The 26,970-nt window shown below is 66.0% G+C and carries 22 protein-coding genes; 7 read left to right on the top strand and 15 right to left on the bottom strand.

Annotated elements, in window-relative coordinates:
- Positions 1-12: 12 nt before the first annotated feature.
- Positions 13-2,976, bottom strand: coding sequence for a pyruvate, phosphate dikinase (gene ppdK / locus QX124_RS08175; RefSeq protein WP_315796869.1), 2,964 nt, complete (start codon positions 2,974-2,976; stop codon positions 13-15).
- 107 nt (positions 2,977-3,083) lie between these two features.
- Positions 3,084-3,239 (bottom strand): DUF3096 domain-containing protein, encoded by a 156-nt coding sequence (locus tag QX124_RS08170; RefSeq protein ID WP_012042558.1) that lies wholly within the window; start codon positions 3,237-3,239, stop codon positions 3,084-3,086.
- 250 nt (positions 3,240-3,489) lie between these two features.
- Here QX124_RS08170 and QX124_RS08165 point away from each other — a divergent pair, with 250 nt between their 5' ends.
- Complete coding sequence (locus QX124_RS08165) at positions 3,490-3,843, top strand: DUF1236 domain-containing protein (protein WP_315739966.1); 354 nt, start codon at positions 3,490-3,492, stop codon at positions 3,841-3,843.
- Positions 3,844-4,102: 259 nt separating this feature from the next.
- Here the strand turns inward: QX124_RS08165 and glyS are convergent, their stop codons facing one another.
- From glyS to QX124_RS08135, 6 genes are all read right to left on the bottom strand, one after another.
- A complete protein-coding gene (gene glyS, locus QX124_RS08160; RefSeq protein WP_315796868.1) occupies positions 4,103-6,421 on the bottom strand; it encodes a glycine--tRNA ligase subunit beta in 2,319 nt (772 codons plus the stop codon).
- A 353-nt stretch (positions 6,422-6,774) separates the two neighbouring features.
- Positions 6,775-7,713 (bottom strand): glycine--tRNA ligase subunit alpha, encoded by a 939-nt coding sequence (locus QX124_RS08155; RefSeq protein WP_315796867.1) that lies wholly within the window; start codon positions 7,711-7,713, stop codon positions 6,775-6,777.
- A 128-nt stretch (positions 7,714-7,841) separates the two neighbouring features.
- Positions 7,842-8,033, bottom strand: a complete 192-nt coding sequence (locus QX124_RS08150) for a hypothetical protein (RefSeq protein ID WP_315739963.1) — start codon at positions 8,031-8,033, stop codon at positions 7,842-7,844.
- A 106-nt stretch (positions 8,034-8,139) separates the two neighbouring features.
- Positions 8,140-9,042, bottom strand: a complete 903-nt coding sequence (locus tag QX124_RS08145) for a S49 family peptidase (protein ID WP_315796866.1) — start codon at positions 9,040-9,042, stop codon at positions 8,140-8,142.
- Positions 9,043-9,284: 242 nt separating this feature from the next.
- A complete protein-coding gene (locus tag QX124_RS08140; RefSeq protein ID WP_315796865.1) occupies positions 9,285-10,049 on the bottom strand; it encodes a tRNA1(Val) (adenine(37)-N6)-methyltransferase in 765 nt (254 codons plus the stop codon).
- Complete coding sequence (locus tag QX124_RS08135) at positions 10,042-10,269, bottom strand: DUF2007 domain-containing protein (protein ID WP_315739960.1); 228 nt, start codon at positions 10,267-10,269, stop codon at positions 10,042-10,044. Before QX124_RS08135 ends, QX124_RS08140 begins: the two co-directional genes overlap by 8 nt.
- A 136-nt stretch (positions 10,270-10,405) precedes the next feature.
- Here QX124_RS08135 and QX124_RS08130 point away from each other — a divergent pair, with 136 nt between their 5' ends.
- Positions 10,406-11,416, top strand: a complete 1,011-nt coding sequence (locus QX124_RS08130) for a polyprenyl synthetase family protein (protein WP_315739959.1) — start codon at positions 10,406-10,408, stop codon at positions 11,414-11,416.
- Between the two features lie 305 nt (positions 11,417-11,721).
- Here QX124_RS08130 and QX124_RS08125 read toward each other — a convergent pair whose 3' ends face one another.
- The 3 genes from QX124_RS08125 to QX124_RS08115 form a co-directional block, all read right to left on the bottom strand.
- A complete protein-coding gene (locus tag QX124_RS08125; protein ID WP_315796864.1) occupies positions 11,722-12,624 on the bottom strand; it encodes a 4-(cytidine 5'-diphospho)-2-C-methyl-D-erythritol kinase in 903 nt (300 codons plus the stop codon).
- 169 nt (positions 12,625-12,793) lie between these two features.
- The gene (locus QX124_RS08120) at positions 12,794-14,590 is read right to left on the bottom strand and encodes a tetratricopeptide repeat protein (protein ID WP_315773965.1); all 1,797 of its coding nucleotides are present in this window, start codon (positions 14,588-14,590) and stop codon (positions 12,794-12,796) included.
- Positions 14,591-14,831: 241 nt separating this feature from the next.
- The gene (locus QX124_RS08115; RefSeq protein WP_315757060.1) at positions 14,832-16,490 is read right to left on the bottom strand and encodes an electron transfer flavoprotein-ubiquinone oxidoreductase; all 1,659 of its coding nucleotides are present in this window, start codon (positions 16,488-16,490) and stop codon (positions 14,832-14,834) included.
- 303 nt (positions 16,491-16,793) lie between these two features.
- Between QX124_RS08115 and QX124_RS08110 the strand changes: the two genes are divergently transcribed.
- Positions 16,794-17,615, top strand: coding sequence for a uracil-DNA glycosylase (locus QX124_RS08110; RefSeq protein ID WP_315796863.1), 822 nt, complete (start codon positions 16,794-16,796; stop codon positions 17,613-17,615).
- 123 nt (positions 17,616-17,738) lie between these two features.
- Here the strand turns inward: QX124_RS08110 and QX124_RS08105 are convergent, their stop codons facing one another.
- From QX124_RS08105 to QX124_RS08090, 4 genes are all read right to left on the bottom strand, one after another.
- Entirely contained in the window at positions 17,739-19,247 is a 1,509-nt protein-coding gene (locus tag QX124_RS08105) for a glycosyltransferase family 39 protein (RefSeq protein WP_315739955.1), read from the bottom strand.
- 209 nt (positions 19,248-19,456) lie between these two features.
- On the bottom strand, positions 19,457-20,311 hold the full coding sequence (locus QX124_RS08100; RefSeq protein WP_315796862.1) for a ribonuclease HII: 855 nt from the start codon (positions 20,309-20,311) through the stop codon (positions 19,457-19,459).
- Positions 20,312-20,386: 75 nt separating this feature from the next.
- Positions 20,387-20,836 (bottom strand): VOC family protein, encoded by a 450-nt coding sequence (locus QX124_RS08095; protein ID WP_315796861.1) that lies wholly within the window; start codon positions 20,834-20,836, stop codon positions 20,387-20,389.
- Between the two features lie 30 nt (positions 20,837-20,866).
- Positions 20,867-22,045, bottom strand: coding sequence for a PA0069 family radical SAM protein (locus tag QX124_RS08090; RefSeq protein WP_315796860.1), 1,179 nt, complete (start codon positions 22,043-22,045; stop codon positions 20,867-20,869).
- 190 nt (positions 22,046-22,235) lie between these two features.
- Here QX124_RS08090 and QX124_RS08085 point away from each other — a divergent pair, with 190 nt between their 5' ends.
- The 4 genes from QX124_RS08085 (at position 22,236) to QX124_RS08070 (ending at position 26,946) form a co-directional block, all read left to right on the top strand.
- On the top strand, positions 22,236-24,653 hold the full coding sequence (locus tag QX124_RS08085) for a phosphoketolase family protein (protein WP_315796859.1): 2,418 nt from the start codon (positions 22,236-22,238) through the stop codon (positions 24,651-24,653).
- 176 nt (positions 24,654-24,829) lie between these two features.
- Entirely contained in the window at positions 24,830-25,402 is a 573-nt protein-coding gene (locus QX124_RS08080; protein ID WP_315739950.1) for a glycosyl transferase, read from the top strand.
- A gap of 64 nt (positions 25,403-25,466) precedes the next feature.
- Complete coding sequence (locus tag QX124_RS08075; protein ID WP_315796858.1) at positions 25,467-26,396, top strand: helix-turn-helix domain-containing GNAT family N-acetyltransferase; 930 nt, start codon at positions 25,467-25,469, stop codon at positions 26,394-26,396.
- Positions 26,397-26,532: 136 nt separating this feature from the next.
- Positions 26,533-26,946, top strand: coding sequence for a hypothetical protein (locus QX124_RS08070; protein ID WP_315757052.1), 414 nt, complete (start codon positions 26,533-26,535; stop codon positions 26,944-26,946).
- Positions 26,947-26,970 lie beyond the last annotated feature (24 nt).

Raw genomic sequence — 26,970 nt, 5'->3', positions numbered from 1 at the left:
ATCGCAGCAGGATCAGGCCTGGCTCGCGATCTCCTTGCCGAGCGCGGATTGCGCAGCGGCGAGGCGCGCGATCGGCACGCGGTAGGGCGAGCACGACACGTAGTTCATGCCGACCTTGTGGCAGAACGCGACCGAGGCGGGATCGCCGCCATGCTCGCCGCAGATGCCGACCTTGAGGTTGGGTCGCGTGGCGCGGCCGCGCTCGACGCCGATCTTGACCAGTTCGCCGACGCCCTCGCGGTCGATCGAGATGAACGGATCGATCTCGAGAATGCCCTTGGCGACGTAGGCGCCGAGGAAGCTGCCGGCGTCGTCGCGGCTGATGCCGTAGGTCGTCTGCGTCAGGTCGTTGGTGCCGAACGAGAAGAACTCGGCGGCCTCCGCGATCTGGCCGGCCATCAGCGCTGCGCGCGGCAGCTCGATCATGGTGCCGACCTGGTACTCCAGCTTGGCGCCGGTCTCGCGGATCACGGCCTGCGCCATCGCGTCGATGCGCGCCTTGACCAGGTCGAACTCCGCCTTGGTGGCGATCAGCGGCACCATGACCTCAAGGCCGACGGCCTCGCCGGTGCGCTTCTCGGCCTCGACCGCCGCCTCGAAGATCGCGCGCGCCTGCATCTCGGCGATCTCCGGATAGGCGATGGCGAGACGACAGCCGCGGAAGCCGAGCATCGGGTTGAACTCCGACAGCTCGCGGGCGCGGTCGGCCAGGCGCCGCGGATCGGTGTTCATCGCGCGGGCGACTTCCTCGACCTCGGCCTGGGTGTGCGGCAGGAACTCGTGCAGCGGCGGATCGAGCAGGCGGATCGTGACCGGCAGGCCCTTCATGATCTCGAACAGCTCGACGAAGTCGGCGCGCTGCATCGGCAGCAGCTTGGCGAGCGCGGCGCGACGCTCCTGCTCATCCTCGGAGAGAATCATCTCGCGCACCGTGCGGATGCGCGTCTCCTCGAAGAACATGTGCTCGGTGCGGCACAGGCCGATGCCCTCGGCGCCGAACTTGATCGCGGTGCGCGCATCCTCCGGCGTATCGGCATTGACGCGCACGCCGGTCTCACGCACGGCATCCGCCCAGCCCATCAGGGTGCCGAACTCGCCGGACAGCTCCGGCTCGATCATCGGCATGCGGCCGGCCAGCACCTGGCCAACGGAGCCGTCGATGGTGATGACGTCGCCGGTCTTGAAGGTGCGGGAGCCGATGCTCATCGTGCCGCGGCCGTAGTCGACGCGGATGGTGCCGCAGCCGGACACGCAGGGCTTGCCCATGCCGCGCGCGACGACGGCGGCGTGCGAGGTCATGCCGCCGCGGGTGGTGAGGATGCCCTCGGCGGCGTGCATGCCGTGGATGTCCTCCGGCGAGGTCTCGATGCGGACCAGGATCACCTTGCGACCGTCGGCCTGCAGCTTGGTGGCCTCGTCCGAGGAGAACACGATCTCGCCGGATGCAGCGCCCGGCGAGGCCGGCAGGCCGGTGGCGACCACGTCGCGCTTGGCGGAGGGATCGATGGTCGGATGCAGGAGCTGATCGAGCGAGGCCGGATCGACGCGGAGCACGGCGTCACTCTGCGAGATCAGGCCCTCATTTGCGAGCTCGACCGCGATGCGCAGCGCCGCCTTGGCGGTGCGCTTGCCGCTGCGGGTCTGCAGCATCCACAGCTTGCCGCGCTCGACCGTGAACTCCATGTCCTGCATGTCACGGTAGTGCTTCTCGAGCAGCGTGTAGATGCGGGTCAGCTCGTGGAAGGCGTCGGGCATCGCGACTTCCATCGACGGCCGGTCCGAGCCGGACTCCCGACGCGCGTCCTCGGTGATGTCCTGCGGGGTGCGGATGCCGGCGACGACGTCCTCGCCCTGCGCGTTGATCAGGAACTCGCCGTAGAGCTTGCTCTCGCCGGTCGAGGGATTGCGCGTGAAGGCGACGCCGGTGGCCGAGGTGTCGCCCATGTTGCCGAACACCATGGCCTGGACGTTGACGGCGGTGCCCCAGGATTCCGGAATGTCATGCAGCTTGCGATAGGTCACCGCGCGCGTGTTCATCCAGGATGAGAAGACGGCGCCGATCGCGCCCCACAACTGGTCGTGCGGGTCCTGCGGGAAGTCCTTGCCGGTCTCGTGCGCGACCGCGTCCTTGTATTTGCCGACCAGCATCTCCCAGTCCTCGGAGCTCAGGTCGGTGTCGAGCTGATAGCCCTGGGTGTCCTTGAAGCTGTCGAGGATGTCCTCGAAATGATGGTGCTCGAAGCCGAGCACGACATCCGAATACATCGTGATGAAGCGGCGATAGCTGTCGAAGGCGAAGCGGCGGTCGCCGGACAGCTGTGCCAGCGCTTCCACCGTCCGGTCGTTGAGACCGAGATTGAGCACGGTGTCCATCATGCCCGGCATCGAGGCGCGGGCGCCGGAGCGCACCGAGACCAGCAGCGGGTTCTCCGGATCGCCGAACTTCTTGCCGGTCAATTTGCCGATGTAGTCGAGCGCCTTGTCGACCTGCGACTGCAGCTCTTTCGGATAGGTCTTGTCGTTGGCGTAGAAGTAGGTGCAGACCGAGGTCGGAATGGTGAAGCCCGGAGGCACCGGCAGGCCGAGATTGGCCATCTCGGCCAGATTGGCGCCCTTGCCGCCGAGCAGGTCGCGCAGGCCGGCCTTACCTTCGGCCTTGCCGTCACCGAAGGTGTAGACCCACTTGTTCGGCTTGATCGCGGTGACCGCGCTCTTGGCCGGGGCCTTCGCAGCCGACGCCTTCACAGCCTTGGCGACCGGCTTGGCAGCCGTCTTGGCCGGCTTCTTCGGAGCGGTTTTCACTGGCGCTTTCGGTGCAGACCTGGGCGCGACCTTGGCCGGGGCCTTGGCGACGGGCTTCGACGCCGTCTTGAGCGCCTTGCGCGGTGGAGCGAGTGCTGCGGTCTTGGCCTTGCCCGGCTTGGAAGGCTTTGATTTCGCTGTAACTTTCTTAGACTTCGCTACCGCTTTGGCCATGAGGTGCTTCGATCCGCAAATGGGAGGAGAAATCGCGCGCCTTACACCACTTTGGGCGCCGCGGCGCAAGCTCGGGGGTTCCCGACCTTGGGACTAGAACGTGGGGACTAGAAGTGCAGCCACTTCAGCAGGCCCATGCCGATCAGGCCGTTCAGGATGAGGAAGATCGCGACGATCAGGTTCAGCAGGCGCGGCATGATCAGGATCAGGACGCCGGCGATCACGGACATGATCGGCGAGATATGGGCAACGGTCAGGGTCATCGACAAGCTCTGAATGATTGAATGACGAGGCTGGGGCGATTCGATTTGGCCGGACTTTATCCTGGCCCATCGTGGCGGAATAGGAGACGCACGGCACGAGTTCCGGTTCCCCCACCGCTGAATCTGCCGCAAAAATGCCGCCGGTTCCACGTGGCCCCGCGCGGAACGATGACCTGTTGCCGGCATTGGGAAGCAGGTGCCGGCACGCGCCGGTTTCTCTCAGCGATCAACAGCTCAGGAGTCCCGTCCCATGCGAACCCATCTCACCCTTGCTGCCCTCATGGCCGCACTCGTGATACCGGCGGCCGCACAGGCGCAATCCTACACGACGGGCGTCGGGCGCAGCGTCGTGGTCGAGGAGGACGCTCCAGTGATCACGGTCGAGCGACGGCCGGAGTTTCGCGAATATGTCGTGCGCGAGCGTGTTCCCAACTATGTGATCCCCGATCGCGTCGTTGTTGGCACCGTGCTGCCAGAGTCCGGTGTTACATATTACGACGTTCCGCAGCGCTTCGGTGCGACACCTTATCGCTACACCGTGGTCAACGGCGAAACTGTCCTGGTCGAACCGCGATCGCGGCGGATCATTCAGGTCGTTGAATAGTTATAGAGCTGCATTTGGTCGCCAACGCCCCCGCAAGCGGCCAGATGTAAAAGGCCCTGCCCGGTTCCCCCCGCCGGGTAGGGCTAATTTTTATTGGCGCGTAACTTGTAGGGTGGGCAAAGCGGCCGCCGAAGGCGGCAGCGTGCCCACCATTCGGCAGCAACTCCGCTGCGAGACGGTGGGCACGGCGCCATTGCGATCGGGGGACGTGGGGATAGCACGGCAGCGCCTTTGCCTACCCTACGTTGCGATAGGGCGATCAGCCCTCGATCTTTGAGAAGTCGGCCACCGCACGCGTCGCGCTGCGGATCTCGTTCAAGAGCTTCAGCCGGTTCTCGCGGATCTTGGCGTCGTCATCGTTGACCTTCACCTTGTCGAAAAACGCATCGACGGCCGGACGCAGCTTCGCCATCGCGCGCATCGCTGCGGCAAAGTCTTCCTTGGCGACGGCAGCGCCGGCTTCCGAGCCAACCTCGCCGATCGCCTTCGCCAGTGCCTTTTCCTCGTCCAGCCTGTAGAGCGCCGCATCCGGCGCGCCGTCGAACTTGCGCTTGTCCTTCTTCTCCTCGATCGCGAGGATGTTGCTGGCGCGCTTGGTGCCCGCGAGCAGGTTCTTGCCGTCGTCGGTCTCGAGGAATTTTCCGAGCGCCTCGACGCGGCGGACGACCATCAGCAGGTCATCCTTCATCTCCTCTTCCGGCGGAGGCTCACGATCCAGGGCCTCCTGGCTGCCGGCTGCTTCGATGAGATCAAGTTTGGCTGCACCACTTCTCACGGCATCCGACCGCCACCAAGGGGAAGGTGATGTCGCGAAAACGGCATCGACAAGATCGTGCCGGGCGCCTTGCTCACGAAGTTGCACTTTCAGACGGTCGGCGAAGAATGAGATGAGATCGACAACTGCCACTGGGACGCTGCGTCTACCAAACGTTTCCGCATCCACCCTCACAACAAACGTAGTGAACCCAGGCTTCTCACTACTCTCCACCTGCTTCACTTCGTTCCCCACTTCGCGCGCGCGAATTGCCGTAGCCAGTTGGAAAAACCAAGGCCCGCAGATACTAGCGAGGTGAAGTCGGAGATTATTTTCCAAGATGATCCGGATCACACCTAAAGCCGCGCGACGCAGCGCATACGGATCCTTCGATCCCGTCGGCTTTTCTTTGATCGCCCAGAATCCGACCAGCGTGTCGAGCTTGTCGGCGAGCGCCACGGCCACCGATACCGGATCGGTCGGCACGCGATCACCAGGTCCCTGCGGCTTGTAGTGCTCCTCGCAGGCGGCGGCGACGGAGGCGTCCTCGCCCTGGGCCAGCGCGTAGTACTTGCCCATCAGCCCCTGCACTTCCGGGAACTCACCGACGACCTCGGTGAGCAGGTCGGCCTTGGCGAGCTTGGCGGCGCGCGCGGTCTTCGCAGCATCGGCGCCGACCAGCGGCGCGATCTCAGCGGCGAGCTTCTCGATGCGGGCGATGCGTTCGGCCTGCGTGCCGAGCTTCTCGTGGAACACGATCTGCTCGAACTTCGGCAGGCGGTCCTCGAGCTTCGTCTTCAGGTCCGTCTCGTAGAAGAACTTCGCGTCCGACAGCCGGGCGCGGATGACGCGCTCGTTGCCGGCGATGATGGTCTTGCCGCCGTCGGTGGCCTCGATGTTCGCGGTCAGGATGAACTTCGGTGCGAGGCCTCCCGTCTTGGGGTCGCGGACCACGAAGCATTTCTGGTTGTTGCGGATGGTGGCGCGGATCACCTCGCCGGGGACCTTGAGGTACTCCGGATCGAACGAACCCATCAGCACGACCGGCCATTCGACCAGGCCTGCGACCTCGTCGAGCAGGGCCTGGTCCTCGACCAGCTCATAGCCTTGCGCAAACGCGAGCTGCTTGGCGTCGGTGACGATGGTGTCCTTGCGGCGGTCAGGATCGAGCACGACCTTGGCGTCGAGAAGCTTGGCCTCATAGTCCTCGAAACGCCTCACCGAGATTGGCGCGGGCGCCATGAAGCGATGGCCGTAGGTGGTCTGTCCCGCCTCGATGCCGTCGACGGCGAAGCCGATGACGTCCGGCTCCTCGGTCTCAAGGCCGAACGTGGCGGTGATCGCATGCAGCGGCCGCACCCAGTTCAACGCGCCCGGTCGCTCCGAGCGCTTGCCCCAGCGCATCGATTTCGGCCAGGGGAACGTTCTGATGATCACCGGCAGCATCTCGGCGAGCACGTCGAGCGTGGCGCGGCCGGGCTTCTCGATCAGCGCGACGTAGAAGTCGCCCTTCTTCGGATCGCGCTGAATCGTCGCCTCCTCGATCGAGGACAGGCCGGTCGCCTTGAGAAACCCCTGGATCGCCGCGTCGGCGCCGCCGACGCGCGGGCCCTTCCGCTCCTCCTTGAGATCAGCCTGTCGCGCTGGGATGCCGTGCACGGTCAGCGCCAGCCGGCGCGGCGTCGCGAACGCCTTGGCGCCTTCATAGACGAGACCCTCGGCGACCAGCTTGTCGGTGACCATGCGGCGCAGATCCTCCGCCGCCTTGGCCTGCATGCGCGCAGGGATTTCTTCGGAGAACAGTTCGAGAAGGAGGTCGGGCATATTTAGAACTCGTTCGCAGGGCTGGCGGTGCTGCACTCCCCTCCCCCTTGCGGGGAGGGGTTGGGGGTGGGGGTCAGCGCGCGCTGAAGGTCGTGGGGAGCATCGTTGGCACAGCCGAGATCATCATTGTCGGCAAACGACCATGTGCGACCACGTACAAGGCCGTGGAGACCCATCAGGCATCTCGCCTGGGGACCCCCACCCCCGACCCCTCCCCGCAAGGGGGAGGGGGGCAGAGGCACCGCGTGTGTTGCGAGGTTGAGCTGCAAGACAAATCTCGATGCGAATGAGGAATTATTTTCCCGAGCGCCCCTCCCGCTCCAGGAATGATGAAGCGTCCGAGCCGCGAAGCTCTAACCAGCCCCCGCCCCGCCCGCCTCCGTATGCAGCCAGGCTTCGCCGCAGGCCTTGGCGAGCTCGCGGACGCGCAGGATGTAGCTCTGGCGCTCGGTGACGGAGATCACGCCGCGCGCATCGAGCAGGTTGAACACGTGGCTGGCCTTGATGCACTGGTCGTAGGCCGGCAGCGCCATCTGATGCTCCCGACGATTGCCCTCGCGCCAACCGGCCGCGAGATATTTGCGGCAGGCGCCCTCGGCCATCTTGAACTGCTCGAACAGCATGTCGGTGTCGGCATGCTCGAAATTGTGCCGGGAATATTCCCGCTCGGCCTGCAGGAAGACGTCGCCATAGGTGACCTTGGCGTCGCCGTCGCGGCCGTTGAAGTTGAGGTCGTAGACGCGGTCGACGCCCTGCACGTACATCGCCAGGCGCTCGAGGCCATAGGTGAGCTCGCCCGCGACCGGCGCGCATTCGAAGCCCGCGACCTGCTGGAAATAGGTGAACTGCGACACCTCCATGCCGTCGCACCAGCACTCCCAGCCGAGACCCCAGGCGCCGAGCGTCGGGCTCTCCCAGTCGTCCTCGACGAAGCGGATGTCGTGCACGGCGGCGTCGATGCCGATGGCGCCGAGCGACTGCAGGTACAGCTCCTGAAGGTTCGGCGGCGACGGCTTCATGATCACCTGGAACTGGTAGTAGTGCTGCATCCGGTTCGGGTTCTCGCCGTAACGGCCGTCCTTCGGCCGCCGCGACGGCTGCACATAGGCGGCATTCCACGACTTCGGCCCAAGCGCGCGCAGGGTCGTCGCCGGGTGGAAGGTGCCTGCCCCCATCTCCATGTCGTAGGGCTGCAGGATCACGCAGCCCTGCTCGGCCCAGAACCGCTGCAGGGCCAGGATGAAGCCCTGGAACGAACGTTCGGGGCGCATGTGCAGAGGTAGCGAGTCCATCGTCGGTATCGGTCTTTCGCAGGCGTCGGAAAAGCGCGCGGACCGTATCGGCGGGGACATCAGGAATCAAGGCAATAGGGTCTCCGAACGGCGGCGACGTGCCGTCGTTCGAAGATCAGCGGCTCGCGTCAGCCCGGCCGGTAGGCGCCCGTGACGGGATCGCGGCGCAGAGTCTTGATCTCGGCTGTCTGCGCGGCCTCGGCGACGCGCGACAGTCGCGCCTCTTCGAGCTCCCGGTTAATCTTCTGAGCGGCCTTGTAGGCCCAGCGAACCACGGCAAGCCCGCCCAGCATACCCGCGAAAGCAACGAACGGCGGCATTGGTCGATCCTCGTTCATAAACAGAGCCACCCCGATTCCCATTGTCGCCGATCCCGGTTCCCCCCGCAATCCGGATTGCGAGGGGCGAAATGGCGTGGCCTCCAGTCTAGAACCCGAAACGGGCCCAGATCGCCCGGGTTTCGGCCGCCGAGATCAGCTCCTCGGCCAGCCCCGTCCAGCCGAATCCCAGGCTGCCGGCGCCCGCGGCGCGGCGGCCGAGCAGACCCGACAACAGGCCGGCCGCCGGCGCCACGACGGGCGTTGCAACCTTGTCGCCGAAGCGGGTGCGCAGGACGGCGCGGAGGTCGCCGATGGCGTCCGCCAGCCCCAGCGTGACGGCGCTGTCGCCGGCCCAGTACTCGCCGGTGAACAACACATCGTCGGCGCCCTTCAGCCGGGTCGCGCGGCTTTCCTTGACCAGCGAGATGAACAGCGCGTGGATCTCGCGCTGGATCTTCTTCAGCCGCGCCACGTCGTCGGGATTCTCCGGCAGGAACGGATCGAGCATCGCCTTGTGCTCGCCGGCCGTATACAGCCGGCGCTCGATGCCGATCTTCTTGATCAGGTCCTGCAGCCCGAACGAGCCGCCGACCACGCCGATCGAGCCGAGGATCGAGGACGGATCGCAGAAGATCTCGTCGCCGGCGCAGGCGATCATGTAGCCGCCGGAGGCCGCGACGTCCTCGACGAACACGAGCACCGGCAGCTTCTTCTCCGCCGCGAGCTGGCGAATGCGCAGATAGATCTGGCGCGACTGCACCGGCGAGCCGCCGGGCGAATTGATCACCAGCGCCACGGCCTTGGCGTTGCGCATGGAGAAGGCGCGCTCCAGCACCTTGGCGACGCCCGCAAGCGTCAGCCCCGGCCGCAGCGGCGTCACTGCGCCGATCACGCCGGACAGGCGGACGACCGGCACCACCGGTACGCCGCGCAGCCGCGCCGGAAGCAGCGCCTTCAGGCGATCGAGGAGCCCGGCTGCATCGCTGGGTTGTGTCAAATTGTCCACCATCCTGTTACCTCGGATTAACCACTTTTTATCGCGCCGCTGCCATTCAAAGGGCTGGAACGAGCCTTGCAATCTCCTGGGCAATCGCACGGCGAGCCAAGGTGCAGAGTGCGGCGGAGGAATACATGAAGGTCTACCTGTTGATGCTGCTGATCGGTACTCTATTGACTGCGATCCGTTTCACGACGGTAACCGAACGCCCGTCGGAAGCTCAGACGCAATAACGCCCGACCTCGATTAGCCGTTCAGGGGGTGCTCAAAGCCAGCGCCCCCTGCCCCGACAGCACACGCATGGCCTCGTCATTCGGCACGCCTGCCGCCTCATTCAGCACCACTCCGGCGAGAATCTGGGTCGGCGCCCGCCCTCCCTTAACGGCCCTGACCAGGATACGGATCGCCGGCTGCCCCGCTTGGCCGTGAACCGGTTGAATCGCGAGACTGCCGAAGCCGCGCGCCAGCGCCGCGACAACCTCGCTCAAACCATCGGCCCGCCAGATCAAGGTCAGCACGCCACCGGATTTCAGCATCCGCCGCGCGGCATGCGTCCAGATCTCCAACGTCGTCGCCGTTGCCATGTGCGCGGTCGCGCGCGCGGCGTCGGGCGAGGCGCGGTGGCGCGCGGCATCGTGGAACGGCGGATTCATCAGCACGACGTCGACACTGTCGGGCCCGAGCCCTGCGGCAGCGAAAGCGGCCGCGTCCGCGGCGATGTCCAGCACCACGACCTCCGCCGGCAAGGCATTGGCGCGTGCGTTGTCGCGCGCGAGGCACGCCAGATCCGGCTCGCGCTCGACCAGCGTCAAGGTGAGACCGCCGACGCGCCGGGCCAAGGCCAGCCCCGCCGTCCCCACGCCGGCACCGAGATCGACCACGCGATCGCCCGAACGCGCGGCCGTCGCCGCCGCCAGCAGGATTGCATCGTGGCCGGCGCGATGGCCCGTCGTGGGCTGCCGCAGCCGCAATTGGCCGCCGAGCACGGCATCCTCGGAGATGTCGACAGCGTCACTCATCAGGGCGCAGTTCATGCGCCAGACCGGCATCGGTAAGAAGCCGCCGGGCCTGGAGATTGTCGTCCTCATGCACGAGGATCCTGCGCGGCAGGATGCCGAGCGAGCCTTCGATGACGCTCATGTTCTGATCGAGCACGAGGTGATGGATGTCGGCGCCGTCGAGCAGCGCCCCTATCGCCGAAACCAGCACGATATCATTGGTCCGAACCAATTCCTTCAATCGTTATGTCTCCATGCGGGCTTGGGTCAAGAAGGCTCGGGTCAAGACGGCTCGGGTCAAGGTTCCGTGTCTGCCCTTGCCGCCTGCGGCCGCAGTTTCTATTGTCGTTTCGAGCATAGCAAAATCGGAGACCAGAGTGGCGGTTATCGTACCTTTCGAGAGTCCATCGGGAGCCTCCATCGATGGGCTGGTCGCGCTGGTCGCAGCCGACATGGAACGGGTCAACGCTACGATTTTGTCGCGCACCGGCTCGGACGTCACGATGATCCCGGAGGTCGCAAACCACCTGATCTCCTCCGGCGGCAAGCGGCTGCGGCCGATGCTGACGCTGGCGATGGCTCATCTCACCGACTACACCGGCGATGGTCACGTCAAGCTCGCCGCGGCCGTCGAGTTCATGCATACGGCGACGCTGCTCCATGACGACGTGGTTGACGAGAGCGAAATGCGCCGCGGCAAATTGTCGGCGCGCATGCTGTGGGGCAACGAGGCCAGCGTGCTGGTCGGCGACTTCCTGCTTGGCCAGGCGTTCCGCATGATGGTCGAGGTCGGCTCGCTGCGCGCGCTCGACATTCTCTCGGCCGCCGCAGCCACGATTGCCGAAGGCGAGGTGATGCAGCTTGCCGCCGCCAAGAACACCGCAACGACCGAGGACGAATATCTCGCCGTGATCCGCGGCAAGACGGCGGAACTGTTCGCTGCCGCCTGTGAGGTCGGCCCGGTGCTGGCCGACCGTCCCAAGGCCGAGCAGGCCGCATCCCGGTCTTTCGGCATGAATCTCGGCATCGCCTTCCAGCTCGTCGACGACGTGCTCGACTATGGCGGCAAGGCCGCCAAGCTCGGCAAGAATGTCGGCGACGATTTCCGCGAGGGCAAGATCACGCTGCCGGTGGTGCTGGCGTTCCGCCGCGGCAGCGACAGCGAGCGTGCCTTCTGGATCAAGGCGCTGGAGCGCGGCGAGATCAGCGATCACGATCTCGACCATGCGATCGGGCTGATGAACAAGCACCGCGCCTTGGAGGACACGATCAGCCGCGCGCATCACTATGGCGCGATGGCCGTCGACGCGCTGGCGCTGTTCCCGGCGTCACCGATGAAGGCGGCGCTGGAGCAGGTGGTGGCGTTCTGCCTGGCGCGGTCGCATTAGTTCGTTCGTCTGCCGAAAGACCGTCACCCAAGCAAGTTCTGTAGGGTGGGCGAAGGCGCCTGCCCAGCTGATGCGACAAATCACGCTGCAATGGCGCCGTGCCCACCATCGGGCGTCGTGCCCCGCGGTCAGACGGTGGGCACGGCGCCGCCACGACCTTGTGCCGGGCTGCAGCCAGGCTGCGCCTTTGCCCACCCTACGAATCATCAGCGCGCCGGCATCGCGAGGAGCGTAGCGACGACGCGATCCAGGGCCGCAGCAAAGAGTCTCGATGCTTCGCTCGCAATGAGGGCCGAGCCAGCAAACTAGCTCAGCGTCCCCGCATGCACCCACCATTCAGGGTGCGCGGCTGCGATCGCAGCGCCGGCCGACTTTGCATCCGCCTCGCTGCCATAGATCGCAAAGCATGTCGCGCCGGAGCCGGACATGCGCGCCAGCAGCACGCCTGAACTCGCGCGCAGCGCGTCGAGCACCGTGCCGATGATCGACTGCACCTTCAGGGCGGGCGGCTCCAGATCATTCTTCACCTGATCGAGTGCAGCGACCCAGTCTCCGACCGACGCGCCGGCCTGCGGCCAGGACGGCGCCGTGAGGACATCGGTCACGCCGACCAGCAGGTCGCCCGGCTTCAGGCCGAGCGCCTGGAACACGTCCTTGGTCGCGACCGGCACCCGCGGATTGATCATCACGCAGGGCAGGACAGGAAGCGCAAGCGGCTGCAGGTTCTCGCCGACGCCGGTCATGGTGCAGGCGCGCGAGGGGACGCAAACCGGCACGTCGGCGCCGGTTTTCAGGGCAACCGCAGTGAGGCGCGGATCGTCCAGCGACAGGCCGTTCAGCTTCGCCAACAACCGCAGCGCCGCTGCGGCATCGGCCGAGCCGCCGCCGATGCCGGCGGCGACCGGCAGCACCTTCTCCAGCGTGAACGCGCCGAGCTTCAGGCCGGGAACGGCCTCCGCCAGCAGACGCGCCGCCTTCAGCACCAGATTGTCCGTGGTCTCGCCACAGGCCTCTGCCAGAGGTCCGGTCGTGGTCAGCGTCAGCTCCGGCCCCGGCACCAGCGCGAGCTGGTCCGCGCAATCCGCAAAGGCGACGACGCTTTCGAGATCATGATAGCCGTCGACCCGGCGGCCGACGACCCGCAGGGTCAGATTGACCTTGGCGCGCCCCTGCTCCTGCAGCGCGCCGGTGACCGTGGACGCCAACATCGGCGCAATGCCCCCAGCATGTTCGGTGGTGGAGCTCAGATGCCAACTCGCCGCGGCCCGAGGCCGAAGCGAACGTGGCCGGCAACCGCCACACCCTTCATCAAAATCATCCGGGCTCCCCGGCAAGCCGAGGAGCCCGTGATGGCTCTCACATCGTGATCAGGACGACCTAGCCGCCCTTGCCGTCGTCCTTCTTGGCGTCGGACGGCGTATCCTTGGTGTCGTTGCTGGCCGCAGCGGGCGCCGGATCATCAGTCAGGCCGTTCTGGATCTTGGCCTCGATCTTCGGCAGCTCCTCGGCCTCGGGCTTCAGGTCGCGGGCATGGGCCCACTGGAACTTGGCTTCCAGCTTGCGGCCGATGCGCCAATAAGCGTCGCCGAGATGGTCGTTGATGGTCGGATCCTCGGGCTTGAGGTCGATCGCGCGCTCGAGGTTCTTGACCGCTTCCTCGTAATTGCCGATGCGGTAATAGGCCCAGCCGAGCGAGTCGACGATGTAGCCATCGTCCGGCCGCTGCTCGACGGCACGCTTGATCATCTTCATGCCTTCGTCGAGATTGATGCCCTGGTCGATCCAGGAATAGCCGAGATAGTTCAGCACATGCGGCTGGTCGGGCTGCAGCTCGAGGGCCTTGCGCATGTCGGCCTCAGCCTTCGGCCACTGCTTGGAGCGCTCCAGGCAGATGCCGCGGTAGTAGTAATAGACGCTGTTGGCCTTTTCATTGTTCACCGGCAGCGAATCGACGCCGAGCGAATAGGTCTTGGCGCAATCGGCGAACTTCTTGCGGCCGCGCTCGATGTTGCCGAGCGCCATGATCGCCTCGAGATCCTTCGGATCCTGCGCAATGACGTCCTTGAGGATCTTGATCGCCTCGTCGCTGCGGTCGGCGCTGTCGAGATCGGTGGCGAGCTGGATCTGCGCATTGCGCTTCAACGGCGAGCTCGCCGGCACCCGCTCATAGACCTTGATCGCCATCTGCGGCTTCTTCACGGTCTCGTAGAGATCGGCGAGCGACAGCAGCGCCAGCGGATGATTCGGCTGCAGATGCAGCGCGAGCTGCAGATAGACCAGCGCCAGATCCTCGCCGCCGCGGCGGCTCAAAGTGGCGCCGATGCCGTACAGCGCCTCGGCGGCGCCGGCCTGCGCCGAATCGACCAGCGACGGCAGCTTCTTGCCGGCCTTGGTCTCGCGCAGGCCCTCCTGCACCAGCGGATGGCGCGCGAGCTTCTTGTCGAAGGCTTCATAGATCGCGGTCGCGGCGGCCGCATCCTTGTTGCGCGACAGCCAATGCGCATAGGCCTCGGTGATGCGCAGCATCGAATCGTCGAGCTTGTAGGCGCGCTCGAACCGCGTGCCGGCGTCCTTCTCCTTGCCGGCCAACTCCAGGATCATGCCGGCATGGAGGTCCTTGAACAGCGGATACCATTCGGGACCAGTCAGCTTGTCGATATTGGCGACGGCGGTCTTCGAATCGCCCGCACCGGCCGCGGCCCATGCCGACAGCAAGGTGGCGACGAGATCGGTGATCGGCCCGCGCACCGACTGGTTGATGTTGGTCTGGGCGGCTGTGTATTTCTTCTGCTTGATGTCCTGCACGCCGACCACGAGGCGCGCGATGCGGTTCGCCTTGTCGATCGTGAGCACGCGCTCGGCCAGCTTCACGGCCTCGTCGATGTCGCCATCGGCGACCGAGGAGATGAAGGCGCGGTCGAGCAGCTCGTTGTTCTTCGGGTCGCTACGTAGCGCCGAGCGGTAGAACGCCGCCGCCGAGGCCGCGTCGCGCTCGACGCTGGCGTGGCGGGCCGCCAGATAGCTGCCCGATGTGGTGAGCGACTTCAGATCGACGCTGGTCGGAAACTTCGCGGCGTTATCCGCAGGATGATCCGGCGTCTGGGCCAGGACGGCACCGGGGAGCAGCAAGGCAGAAACGGCAATTGCGGTCCAGCGATTGCGAATTGACAACATCACGGTGCGCTCTGGTTGTTGGAAATGACGGATCGGTACGGACACGACCCCGATCGGCAGCTCTTCAAGGCGCCGACAATGCCGCGTTTGGCGGCCAACCGCAAGGATTTGCAGGATATTCGGGTCAGCCGGGAGCCCCTTTGGCGAAGGTGACCTGCGTCAAACCGCGCCAGTATGGCCGTATCGTGGCCGGCTGCCCTCCCCGGAGCAGCCGACTCACGCGATCGTGCGTTATGCGAGGCTACATCGCCTCGTAGTTCGGCCCACCGCCGCCTTCCGGAGGAACCCAGGTGATGTTGCCGTTGGGATCCTTGACGTCGCAGGTCTTGCAGTGGACGCAGTTCTGCGCGTTGATCACAAAGCGCGGGGTGGCGCCCTCCTCGACCCATTCGTAGACGCCCGCAGGGCAATAGCGGTTTGACGGTCCGGCATAGACGTCGTGCTCGGAGCTCTTCTGCAGCGCCATGTCGGCGACCTTCAGATGCACCGGCTGGTCTTCCTCGTGATTGGTGTTCGACAGGAACACCGAGGACAGCCGGTCGAAGGTCAGCTTGCCATCCGGCTTCATCGCAGGTTTCGGCTGATGCGCCTTGGCGGGATCGAGCGTCGCGCGATCGGGCTTGACGTGCGACTGGGTGCCGAACAACGAGAAACCGAGCGTGTTGCACCACATGTCGAAGCCGCCGAGCGCGACGCCGAGCACCGTGCCGAACTTCGACCATAGCGGCTTGACGTTGCGGACCTTGAACAGATCCTCGCCGACTGGCGAGCCGCGCCAGGCGTTCTCGTAACTGACCAGCTCGTCATTGGCGCGGCCGGATGCGAGCGCGGCATTGACGTGCTCGGCCGCGAGCATCGCGCTGCCCATCGCGTTGTGCACGCCCTTGATGCGCGGCACGTTGACGAAGCCCGCGGCGCAGCCGATCAGCGCGCCGCCGGCGAACGACAGCCGCGGCACCGACTGATAGCCGCCTTCGGTGATGGCGCGTGCGCCGTAGGCGAGGCGCTTGCCGCCTTCGAACACGCCGCGGATCGACGGGTGCGTCTTGAAGCGCTGGAATTCCTCGAACGGCGACAGATAGGGATCGTCGTAGTTCAGGTGGACGACGAAACCGACTGCGACGAGATTGTCGTCGTAGTGATACAGGAACGAGCCGCCGCCGGTCTTCATGTCGAGCGGCCAGCCGAAGGAATGCTGGATCAGCCCCTTCTGGTGCTTGGCAGGATCGATCTGCCAGACCTCCTTGAGGCCGATGCCGAATTTCGCCGGCTCGCTCTTGGCGTCCAATGCGAATTTCGCGATCAGCTGCTTGGACAGGCTGCCGCGCGCGCCTTCCGCGAACAGCGTGTACTTGCCGAGCAGCTCCATGCCGCGCGTGAACGAGGATTTCGGCTTGCCGTCCTTGCCGATGCCCATGTCGCCGGTGGCGATGCCGCGCACCGCGCCCTGCTCGTCATAGAGCACCTCGGTGGCCGCGAAGCCCGGATAGATCTCGACGCCGAGCGCCTCGGCCTTGCGCGACAGCCAACGGCAGACATTACCGAGCGAACCGATGTAGCAGTGATGGTTGTCCATCAGCGGCGGCATCGCGAAGCCCGGCAGCGAGATCGCGCTGCTCTCGGTCATCCAGAAGAACTTGTCGACCTTGACCTGGGTCTTCAGCGGGCAATCGTCGTCCGAGCGCCAGTCGGGGATGAGCTTGTCGAGCGCCGCCGGATCGATCACCGCACCGGACAGAATGTGCGCGCCGACCTCGGAGCCTTTCTCGACCACGACGATGTTGAGGTCGGCATTGAGCTGCTTCAGCCGGATCGCGGCGGACAGGCCCGAGGGGCCGGCGCCGACGATGACGACGTCGAACTCCATGGATTCGCGCGGAGGTAATTCTTCGGTGCTCATCTCTCTCGATCTCAGGCCCGGCCGGTGCAGGGGACCCGACCTCTGCCGCCCCCTGGCGCGTGCAAAGGTCAAACCCGGAGCTGCAATGGCAACAATGACTTAACTAGGGTTCCTGAAGGCGTTCACCGTTCGCTGAAGACTGGTCCGGAGGGGGAGCGACGGCTGGCGCCGGAACACTAGGGCGTTCCGTCCCTTTTTGGGTTATTCCAAACTCTTGTTTCCGATTTTTCGGGGCAGGACAACCACCGAAATGCATTCCGCCATGCGCCGAGGCAGCGTACACTGCCGCGGCGATCGATCATGATGACCCCCGAGCCCCTCCCAGACGTCCGGCAGCTGCTCGCCTTCTATCTGGAGGCCGGGGTCGATTGCGCCTTGGCCGACGAGCCGATCAACCGGCTGGTCGAGCCCGAGGCGGTTTCGTTCCCCGCCGCGGCCCCCGTCGCCCGTCAGGCGCCGGCGCAGCCCGGCCGGCCGGCCGCGCCGGCGATCATTCCGCCGCGCGGAGAACCGCCGCCTCCGCCGGAAGCGGCCGTCGCCTCGGCCCGCGAGGCGGCGCGGACGGCGCCGACGCTGGAGGCGCTGCGCGAGCTCCTGGAGACTTTCGACGGCTGCGCGCTGAAGCAGACGGCGTCACGGCTGGTGTTCGCCGACGGCAATCCGCAGGCGCGCATCATGCTGGTCGGCGAGGCGCCCGGCCGCGACGAGGACATCGAGGGCCTGCCATTCGTCGGCCGCTCCGGCAAGCTGCTCGACCGCATGATCGGCGCGATCGGGCTCGACCGCAGCAAGGTCTACATCGCCAACGTCATTCCCTGGCGCCCGCCCGGCAACCGCACGCCAACGCCGCAGGAGACGCAGATCTGCCTGCCGTTCATTCGCCGCCAGATCGAGCTGGTCGATCCCGATGTGCTGGTGACGCTCGGCAATCCCTCGACCCAGTCGCTGCTCGGTACGACCGAGGGCATCATGCGCGTGCGCGGCAAATGGCGCGACTACGACACCGGCAAGCGGACGATCCGCGCGATCGCGACGTTCCATCCGGCCTATCTGTTGCGCTCGCCGTCCTACAAGCGGCTGTCCTGGCAGGATCTGCGCGCAATCTCGACGGTGATAGCGGTCTGAGGACCCAATTCGCTTCCGTCATTGCGAGCGCAGCGGCGCAGCGAAGCAATCCAGAGTCACGCGCGCAGCCCTGGATTGCTTCGTCGCTTTCGCTCCTCGCAATGACGGCTCGCATGGAAAGCGCTAAGGCCCCCTCGGCCGTACGATGGCCCAGCCGATGCGCAGCACCGGCTGGCGGCCGTTGATCAGCCAGTCGAAGCTGCGCGGCACCTCCGGCACCAGCCCGGGAAAGCGCTGGGCGATGTCAGGCGGTGGGGTGCCGACCGTGTCGGAGGCGCGCCACACCACGACGCCGCCGCTCTCGGCGAATTTCGCCGGCGTGACCCAGGGTGTCCGCTGCGGGGTGGCATCGAGGAACAGATGCGCGCGGCGGCGACCGAGCGCGACCAGGCTGGCGAGTTGCGGATCGCCGGCGACCGCCTGCAGCCGCTGGTTGGTACGGCGCTCAAAACTCTCGACGAAGAAGCGGGCGATGTCGCGGGCCGGCATCGACGTCGCGACCTCGCCCTCGCCGATCACGGGCTGAATCACGGCGCTGCCGGCAACGAAAACCGCGGGCGCAGCGACCGCAGCCGCCCACACCGTGCGCAACAGCCGCTGGCGGCGCAGATAGATCAGATCGCCGGACGCGACCACCAGCGCGAGGCCGACCATCGTCAAGGTGACGGCGACTCCGCCGAACACCGTGGGCAGACCGAACAGGCCGGAGATCAGGCTGCCCGCCAGGGCCGGTGCGATCGCGAAGCAATAGACGAAGTCGCGGGCGAGCGGCGGGACCGAACGGCGGTAGATGATCGGGGCGTCGGTCTCGCTGCGGCTGATCCAGCTGGCGTCGAGCAGCACCAGCAGCACCATGGCCGAGATCGCCAGCAGCGCCCCGCCAGCCAAGGCGAGCCAATGCCAGGCGCGCACCGAGAGCTCGGCGAGAACGGGCAGCGCCGGCAGCCCGACGCTGTCGGCGCGCAGCACGAAGATGAGGTAGGGCAGCGCCAGCGCCAGCACCACCAGCAGCGCGAACAGCGGATCGAACGAGCGCAGCACCCGGCGGCCCTGCGCGGTGGAGACCACGAAGCCGGCGATCAGCAGCAGCAGGCCCGCCGCGGCCGAGGTGGTCAGCAGCAGCAGGCCGGCCTCGATCGACCAGGCAAACCAGGCGTTGCGCCGGCCCTCGCCGAGAATCCGCCAGCTATGGAGCAGCAGCAGCGCCCAGAGCGGACGCGCCAGCACCTCCGGACCGAATTCCAGCGTGGGTGCACCGAACGCGGTGATGGTCATGGTCAGCAGCACGGCGAGCACCGCCTGCTGCCCGCCGACGATCGCCCCCGCCAGGAGATACATCACCCACAGACCCAGGGCCGAGCACAGCACGGCCAGCACGTAGACGCCGAACAGATGGTTGCCGGCGAGGCGATAGGCGATGTCCGACAGCCAGAACGACAGTGGCGGGCCGAGATCGGTGCCGACCTGGTATTCACGTCCGAACGCGATGGTGGTGGCAAGCTGGCCGGGCGGGCTGCGATAGAACAGCATGGCCACGCCGAGCCACATCAGGGCCTGGCACAGCACCACGATGACGACGACCAGCCGCGGCCTTGCGCGGATCAGTTCGACAACCAGTGACGTGAAACGCATGAACGGCTGGATCGCTTGGCTGAATCGCTGAGGACGTCGAGGAGGCCGGCAGGACCGTCGCTCATCCGCAGCAGCCTCGCTGTCCGACGCCCGCAATCGATACCGCACGATCGGGGCGCACAACACCGCCCCTGCTGCGAGGGGTGACACTTCGTGCTGGCTGGCTGACCAAAACTATTAAGACCGCGGCGCCCGCGAGGCAACCTGCATCAGACCTCGAGCGAGATTTCGGTGGATGTCACCACGGTCACCTCCGCGAAAAGATCCGGCTCCGGCACATCGGTCCACGGCTGATGCTTGCGCCGGGCGGCGACGACAGGCGCGAACAGGCTGCGATGATGCACCGAGGGGCCGAGCCGGTCCAACGCGGCGAGATGCTCCGGCACAGCATAGCCCTTGTGCTGCTCGAAGCCGTAACCTGGGCAATCCTGCGCCAGCGCGCACATCAGCCGGTCGCGCGTGACCTTGGCGACGATCGAGGCGGCCGCAATCGACATCACCAGACCATCGCCGCCGATCACCGCCTCGCAGCCGCAATCGACGTCGATGCGGTCGCGGCCGTCGACGAAGACGTGCCTCGGCGCCTCGGGCAGCGCCCTCACGGCGCGCGACAGCGCCCAGAGCGAGGCACGCAGGATGTTGTCGCGATCGATTCGCGCCGGCGATGCGACGGCCACCGCAAACGCCGACGTCTTGCAGATCTTGTCGAACAGCGCCTCGCGCTGCTCCGCGCTCAGGCGCTTGGAATCATCGAGACCCCTGGGGATGCGCGCAGGGTCGAGAATCACGGCCGCAGCGACCACCGGACCGGCCAGCGGACCCCGTCCCGCCTCGTCGCAGCCCGCGACCGGCCAGACGCCCTGCTTCAACAGCGCGCGCTCGCGCCGGAAGCTCGGCGGCGCCACCGCGATGACGCCCTTGCCGAGCTTGGCGCCCGACTTGCCGGCAGCACCCGGGGCAGCAGGCTTGGTCGCGGCCTTTGCAGGGGCGCTCTTCGCCACGGCACAGCTCGCTGCTTTCGCCCTGCCCGGCTTCTTTGACTGATCGCGAATCATGGCCGCCATGGTGCGAAACGGCTGGCGGCGGCGCAACCCGAACGGGCCTCAATTCCCCGCTATTCGCCCCCCGCCGGCGACCGACTACGCCGGCAGATGCACTCGATCATCCTCGCCGACATCAATCCCCGGCGCGACCACCACTTCCCAGACATGACCGTCCGGATCGGAGAAATAGCCGCTGTAACCGCCATAGTCGGTCCGTTGCGCCGGTTTCAACAGCATCGCGCCTTTCTCCACCGCCGACGCGAGCGCCGCATCGACCTCAGCCTCCGAGCGGCAGTTCCATGCCAGCGTCACGCCTCGGAACGCCTGGGGGCGCGGTGCGTCTGGCACGCCCGCGTCATCGGCGAGCGCGCCCCACGGGTACAGCGCCAGCACCGTCCCGCCGGTCTCGAAGAATGCCACGGCCTCGCCGGTCGCGCGGAATTTTCGGACGAAGCCGAGCAATGTATAGAAGGCGATGCTCCGCCGCATCTCGGACACACCGAGTGTGATGACGGTGAACCGCGGAACGCTCGCTTGTGCGCTCATCACTTACTCTCCACTTACTCTCCGCACGCTTCAGAACAGGCTGAGCTGCTGGCCGCCGCCCTTCGGCCGCACGAAATGATCGGTCGTCAGCTTGGTCCGACGCTTGTTCAGCCCGAGCTTCTCGCAGGCGATCTCGAAGCGGCGGCCGATCATCCAGGCCATCGGCCCGGTGCCCTTCATCCGCGTTCCCCATTGCGAGTCGTAGTCGCGGCCGCCGCGCATGTCGCGGATCAGGGTGAAGACATGGCGGTAGCGGTCCGGATAATGCTCGAGCAGCCATTCGCGGAACAGGTCGCGCACCTCCAGCGGCAGCCGCAACAGCACATAGGCAGCTTCCTTGACGCCGGCATGGGCGGCGGCATCGAGGATGCGCTCGATCTCGCTGTCGTTGAGCGCGGGAATCACCGGCGCCACCATGACCGTGGTCGGAATCCCTGCTTTCGACAGCGCCTGCAGCGCCTCCAGCCGCTTTGCCGGCGTCGAGGCGCGCGGCTCCATCGTCCGCGCCAGCTTCGGATCCAGCGTGGTCACGGAGATTGCGACCTTCGCCAGATTCTTCTTGGCCATCCGCGCCAGGATGTCGGCATCACGCATCACCAGCGCCGACTTCGTGACGATCCCGACGGGATGGCCAACCTTCTCCAGCACCTCGAGGATACCGCGCATGATCTTCCGCTCGCGCTCGATCGGCTGGTACGGATCGGTGTTGGTGCCGATCGCGATCATCCGCGGCTCGTAGCCGCTGGCGGCCAACTCCTTCTCCAGCAGCGCGGGGGCATCCGGCTTGACGAAGAGCTTGGATTCGAAATCGAGCCCCGGCGAGAGGCCGAGGAAGGCGTGGGTCGGCCGCGCAAAGCAGTAGACGCAGCCGTGCTCGCATCCGCGATACGGATTGATCGAGCGATCGAAACCGATGTCGGGCGAATCGTTGCGGGTGATGACCTTGCGCGAGGCGTCGGTCGCCACCGTCGTCTTGAACGGCGGCAGTTCCTCGAGGCTCTGCCAGCCATCATCGAAGACAACACGGGCCTCCGCCTCGTAGCGACCGCTCGCGTTGGATTGGGCACCCCGGCCGCGGCGCCGGCCCCGTTCGATGGCGACCGCGAGTTCGGGAAAGTCCTTCCCAGGACCTGACGAAGGCGCGCCCGCCGGCTCGGAGGGCACCGGGACCGGCGGGCGCTTGAGGGCATGTGAAGATGCTCGGCTCATGGCCAAGACATAGCACGCAAACAGAACATTACAAGAACAAAATAGAACAAAAGCGCACGCATGCTCTGCGCGGGCGCAAGGCCCGCCATCACATTCCCGTTCTATCCTGCAGGTGCGCTGGAACAGGACGGTGCGGCGTTACTCTCATACAGTATCCCGCAGGCGCGAAGCGGAAGGCAAGCGAGGTCCCATGCAGATCACTTCTCCCCAACAGACCACCCCGGCCGACGATCTTGACCTGCTCGATCGCTACTGGCGCGCGGCGAATTATCTCTCGGTGGGGCAGATCTATCTGCTGGACAATCCGCTGCTGCACGAGCCGCTGAAACCGGAGCACATCAAGCCGCGCCTGCTCGGCCACTGGGGGACGACGCCCGGCCTGAACTTCATCTATGCCCATCTCAACCGCGCCATCGAGGCGCAGGATCTCAGTGTCATCTACATCTGCGGCCCCGGCCATGGCGGTCCGGGCATGGTCGCCAACACCTATCTCGAAGGCACCTACAGCGAGATCTATCCGGAGATCACGCGCGATGCCGATGGCCTGCGCAAACTGTTCCGGCAGTTCTCCTTCCCCGGCGGCATCCCGAGCCATGCCGCGCCTGAAACGCCGGGCTCGATCCATGAAGGCGGTGAACTCGGCTACGCGCTGGTCCACGCCTATGGTGCGGCGTTCGACAATCCCGATTTGATCGTGGCTTGCGTGGTCGGCGACGGCGAGGCCGAGACCGGCCCTCTCGCCGCGTCCTGGCATTCGAACAAGTTCCTGAACCCGGCCCATGACGGCGCGGTGCTGCCGATCCTGCATCTCAACGGCTACAAGATCGCCAATCCCACCGTGCTCGGCCGCATGGGCGATGCCGAGATCAAATGCCTGTTTGAAGGTTACGGATACGAGCCGCTGTTCGTCGAAGGCGCGGAGCCGAAGGCGATGCATCGGCAGATGGCGGACGCGCTCGATGTTGCGCTCGCGAGCATCCGCTCCATCCAGCAGAATGCGCGTCAGCCGGATGCAACGATCCAACGGCCGCGCTGGCCGATGATCGTGTTGCGCAGCCCGAAGGGCTGGACCGGGCCGAAGGAGGTCGACGGCCTCAAGGTCGAAGGCTTCTGGCGCGCCCATCAGGTGCCGATTGCCAACCCCCGCAGCAAGCCGGAGCATCTCGCGCTGCTCGAAGCCTGGCTGAAGAGCTACGAGCCGGAGACGCTGTTCGACGCCCATGGCCGTCTCAGGCCGGAATTGCAGGCGTTGGCGCCGAAAGGGCAGCGACGCATGGGCGCCAATCCGCATGCCAATGGCGGTCTGCTCAAGCGCGAGCTCAAGCTGCCGGACTATCAAGCTTTCGCGATCGAGGTGTCCTCACCAGGCCAGACCATCGCTGAAGCGACGCGCGAGCTCGGCAAGTTCCTGCGCGACGTGATCACGCTGAATGCGAAGACCCGAAACTTCCGCATCATGGGTCCCGACGAAACGGCGTCGAACCGGCTCGATGCGGTGTTCGAGGTCACCGAGCGCGTGTGGATGGAGGGCATCGAGCCCTATGACGTCCATCTGGCGCATGACGGCCGCGTCATGGAGGTGCTGAGCGAGCATCTCTGCCAGGGCTGGCTCGAAGGCTATCTGCTCACCGGCCGCCATGGCCTGTTCTCCTGCTACGAGGCCTTCATCCACATCATCGATTCGATGTTCAACCAGCATGCCAAATGGCTGAAGGTGTCACGCGAGCTGCCGTGGCGGCGCCCGATCGCGTCGCTGAACTATCTCTTGACCTCGCATGTCTGGCGGCAGGACCATAACGGCTTCAGCCATCAGGATCCCGGCTTCGTCGACCTCGTCGCCAACAAGAAGGCGGATATCGTCCGCATCTACTTCCCACCGGACGCCAACACGCTGTTGTGGATCACCGACCATTGCCTGCGCACCTACGACCGCATCAACGTCATCGTCGCCGGCAAGCAGCCCGCGCCGCAATGGCTGTCGATGCAGGACGCCGCCACGCATTGCGACGCCGGCATCGGCATCTGGTCTTGGGCCGGCACCGAGCCCGCCGACGAAGAGCCCGACGTGGTGATGGCCTGCGCCGGAGACGTCCCGACCCTGGAGACGCTCGCAGCCGTCGACCTCCTGCGCAAGGAATTGCCCGACCTGAAGATCCGCGTCGTCAACGTCGTCGATCTCATGACCCTGCAGCCGAAGCAGGACCATCCGCATGGCCTCAGCGACCGCGACTTCGACAGCCTGTTCACCGCCAACAAGCCAGTGATCTTCGCCTATCACGGCTATCCCCATCTGATCCATCGCCTCACCTACAGCCGCACCAACCATGCCGGCATGCATGTGCGCGGCTTCATCGAGGAAGGCACCACGACGACGCCGTTCGACATGGTCGTGCTCAACGAGCTCGACCGTTTCCACCTCGCCATCGAGGCGATCGAACGCGTGCCCGGCCTCAGCGTGTCCGCAGCCCATGTGAAACAGAAATTTCGCGATGCGCTGATCGAGCATACCCGCTACATCCGGGCGCATGGCGAGGACATGCCGACGATCCGCGACTGGGTCTGGCCGAACAGCGCCGGCGGCACCACGCCGACACAGGCGGGCGACTGAACCAGCCAAGCGCGAGCTCCAGCAACGCAGCACCTTGAAATAGCAATCGTTCGGCGTTGCCCGAACGTGCGCGACCCGCTACGTGCTGCAAAATTCCGCAGCGCAGCGGGCTGATTTGGCTATGACAAGATGATAACAGTCATGCTGGAGGCGCGACAGATAACGATGCCAGGTTCATGCTGAGCGTGATCATCCCGACCGAAGGTGTCGAGCAGACCGCCGTGGCTACCCTGTCCGCGCTGGTGCCAGGCGCCGCGGCCGGTGTCGTTACCGAGGTGCTGCTGGTCGATCGCTCGCCCGATTCCAGCGTGATCGAGCGTGTCGCGGACGTCGCCGGCTGCCACTTCATGAAGTTCGAGGGCTCCCAGGCCGCGGCGCTCGCGGCAGGGGCCGCGAACGCGCGGGCGCCCTGGCTGATGTTTCTGCCCGCTGGCGCGATGCTCGATCCCGGCTGGATCGACGAAACCAGGCAGTTCGTCCAGAGCGTCGCCGCCGCCGGCCAGCCCCGCGCCGGCGTTTTCCGTTACGCCAGGTCTCCTTACGCTGCGATCAGCCTGCGCGAGCGGATGCGATCGGTCGCTCGGGCCCTGGTCGGACCGCTCGGCGACCAGGGCCTGCTGATCGCCCGCGATCATTACCGGCAGGTCGGCGGCTACCAGCCCGATCGAAAGCGTGCCGAGACGCGGCTGTTGCGTCAGCTCGGCCGCTCCTCGCGGACCATGCTGCGCAGCCGGATTGTCATGGTCTAGCATCGGGATAATACTTGCCAAAGTCAATCAATTGATTGACAATGGCAAGTATTGGAGGTGCCACATGAATCCTGCCCCATCCGACGGCCAGGTCGCCACCGTTCGCGCGTTCAACCGCTTCTACACGAGGAAGCTCGGCGCGCTGGACCAGCATCTGCTCGACAGTCCGTTCTCGCTGGCCGAAGCGCGTGTGCTCTATGAGCTGGCGCAGTACGACGCCATCTCGGCCAAGGAGATCGGTCTCTCGCTCGGCCTCGATGCCGGCTATCTCAGCCGCATCGTCCAGAGTTTCGACGAGCAGGGCCTGATCACCCGCACGCCATTGCCGACCGATCGCAGGCAGCAGCAGCTCGGGCTCACCGCCAAGGGACGACAGGCCTATGCCAGGCTCGACCGCAGTTCGCAGAAGGAGATCGCGGCCATGCTGGCGCCGCTGGCGCCATCCGTGCGCGACCGGCTGGTCGGTGCAATGACGACGATCGAGACCGCCCTGGAGCCGCAGCAGCCGGGCCGCTCCCCGGTGCTGCTGCGCAGCCATCGCCCGGGCGACATCGGCTGGGTGGTTTCACGGCACGGCGCCGTCTACGCCGAGGAATATGGCTGGGACGTCTCGTTCGAGGCGTTGGTCGCCGAGATCGGCGCGCAGTTCATCAGGAGCTACGACCCGGCGCGCGAGCACTGCTGGATCGCCGAGCTTGCGGGTGAGCCGGTCGGCTCGATCTTCCTGGTCAGGGGCAGCGACGAGGCCGCCAAGCTGCGGCTGCTGCTGGTCGAGAAGAAGGCCCGCGGTCTCGGCGTCGGCCGGGCCCTGACCGAACAATGCATCCGCTTCGCCCGCGAGAAGAACTACAGGACGATCGAGCTGTGGACGCAAAGCATTCTCACCGCCGCGCGCGACATCTATGCCCGCGCCGGGTTTCGCAAGATCGCCGAGGAGCCGCACGCCATGTTCGGCGTCCCGCTGACGGGCGAGACATGGCGGCTCGAGCTGTAGCCCGCACCGCCCGGGTTGCAGCAACCGCCGGTAGGCCGAGATCACCCCCACAACACGTTGCGCATGCCGATTGCGAAGTTCCCGCGCGTCGGTAGTATCCCGCCAAACGGGGCGGGTATCAGTAGTGATGGAATCGATGGTGCGATCGAAGCTTGCGGCGCTTGCCGCGCTGGCAGGCTTGTTGGGGGTCGCGGCTGGGACGGCGGCTCACGCCGCGCCCAAAGGACGCGCAACGGTCGCGATTACGCGCACGGCCGATTTCCTCTATCTGGCGGCGCCCGCGGCGATCGAGATCAACGGCGCCAAGGTGGCAAGCCTCGGCCGCGGCGAGAGCTACAGCGGCCCGATTGCGCCGGGCGCCACGACAATCACCGTATCGACATGGTCCTCGCCGGGCTCGTCGAACATTCGTTTCACCGCCGTGCCCGGCAAGACCTATCGAATGGTCGTGGGACCGCGCGGACAGAATTTCGCCGCCAGCATGATGGGCGGCCTCATTGGCGCGGCGATCGAAGGCGGCGGCGCTTTCGAGATCGTACCAACGAAGTGAGACGTGCGATGGACGCGCGGCGCG

The sequence above is a fragment of the Bradyrhizobium sp. SZCCHNRI3043 genome (assembly GCF_032377735.1).
Taxonomy (GTDB): domain Bacteria; phylum Pseudomonadota; class Alphaproteobacteria; order Rhizobiales; family Xanthobacteraceae; genus Bradyrhizobium.
This window is presented reverse-complemented; position numbering and strand designations above follow the sequence as displayed.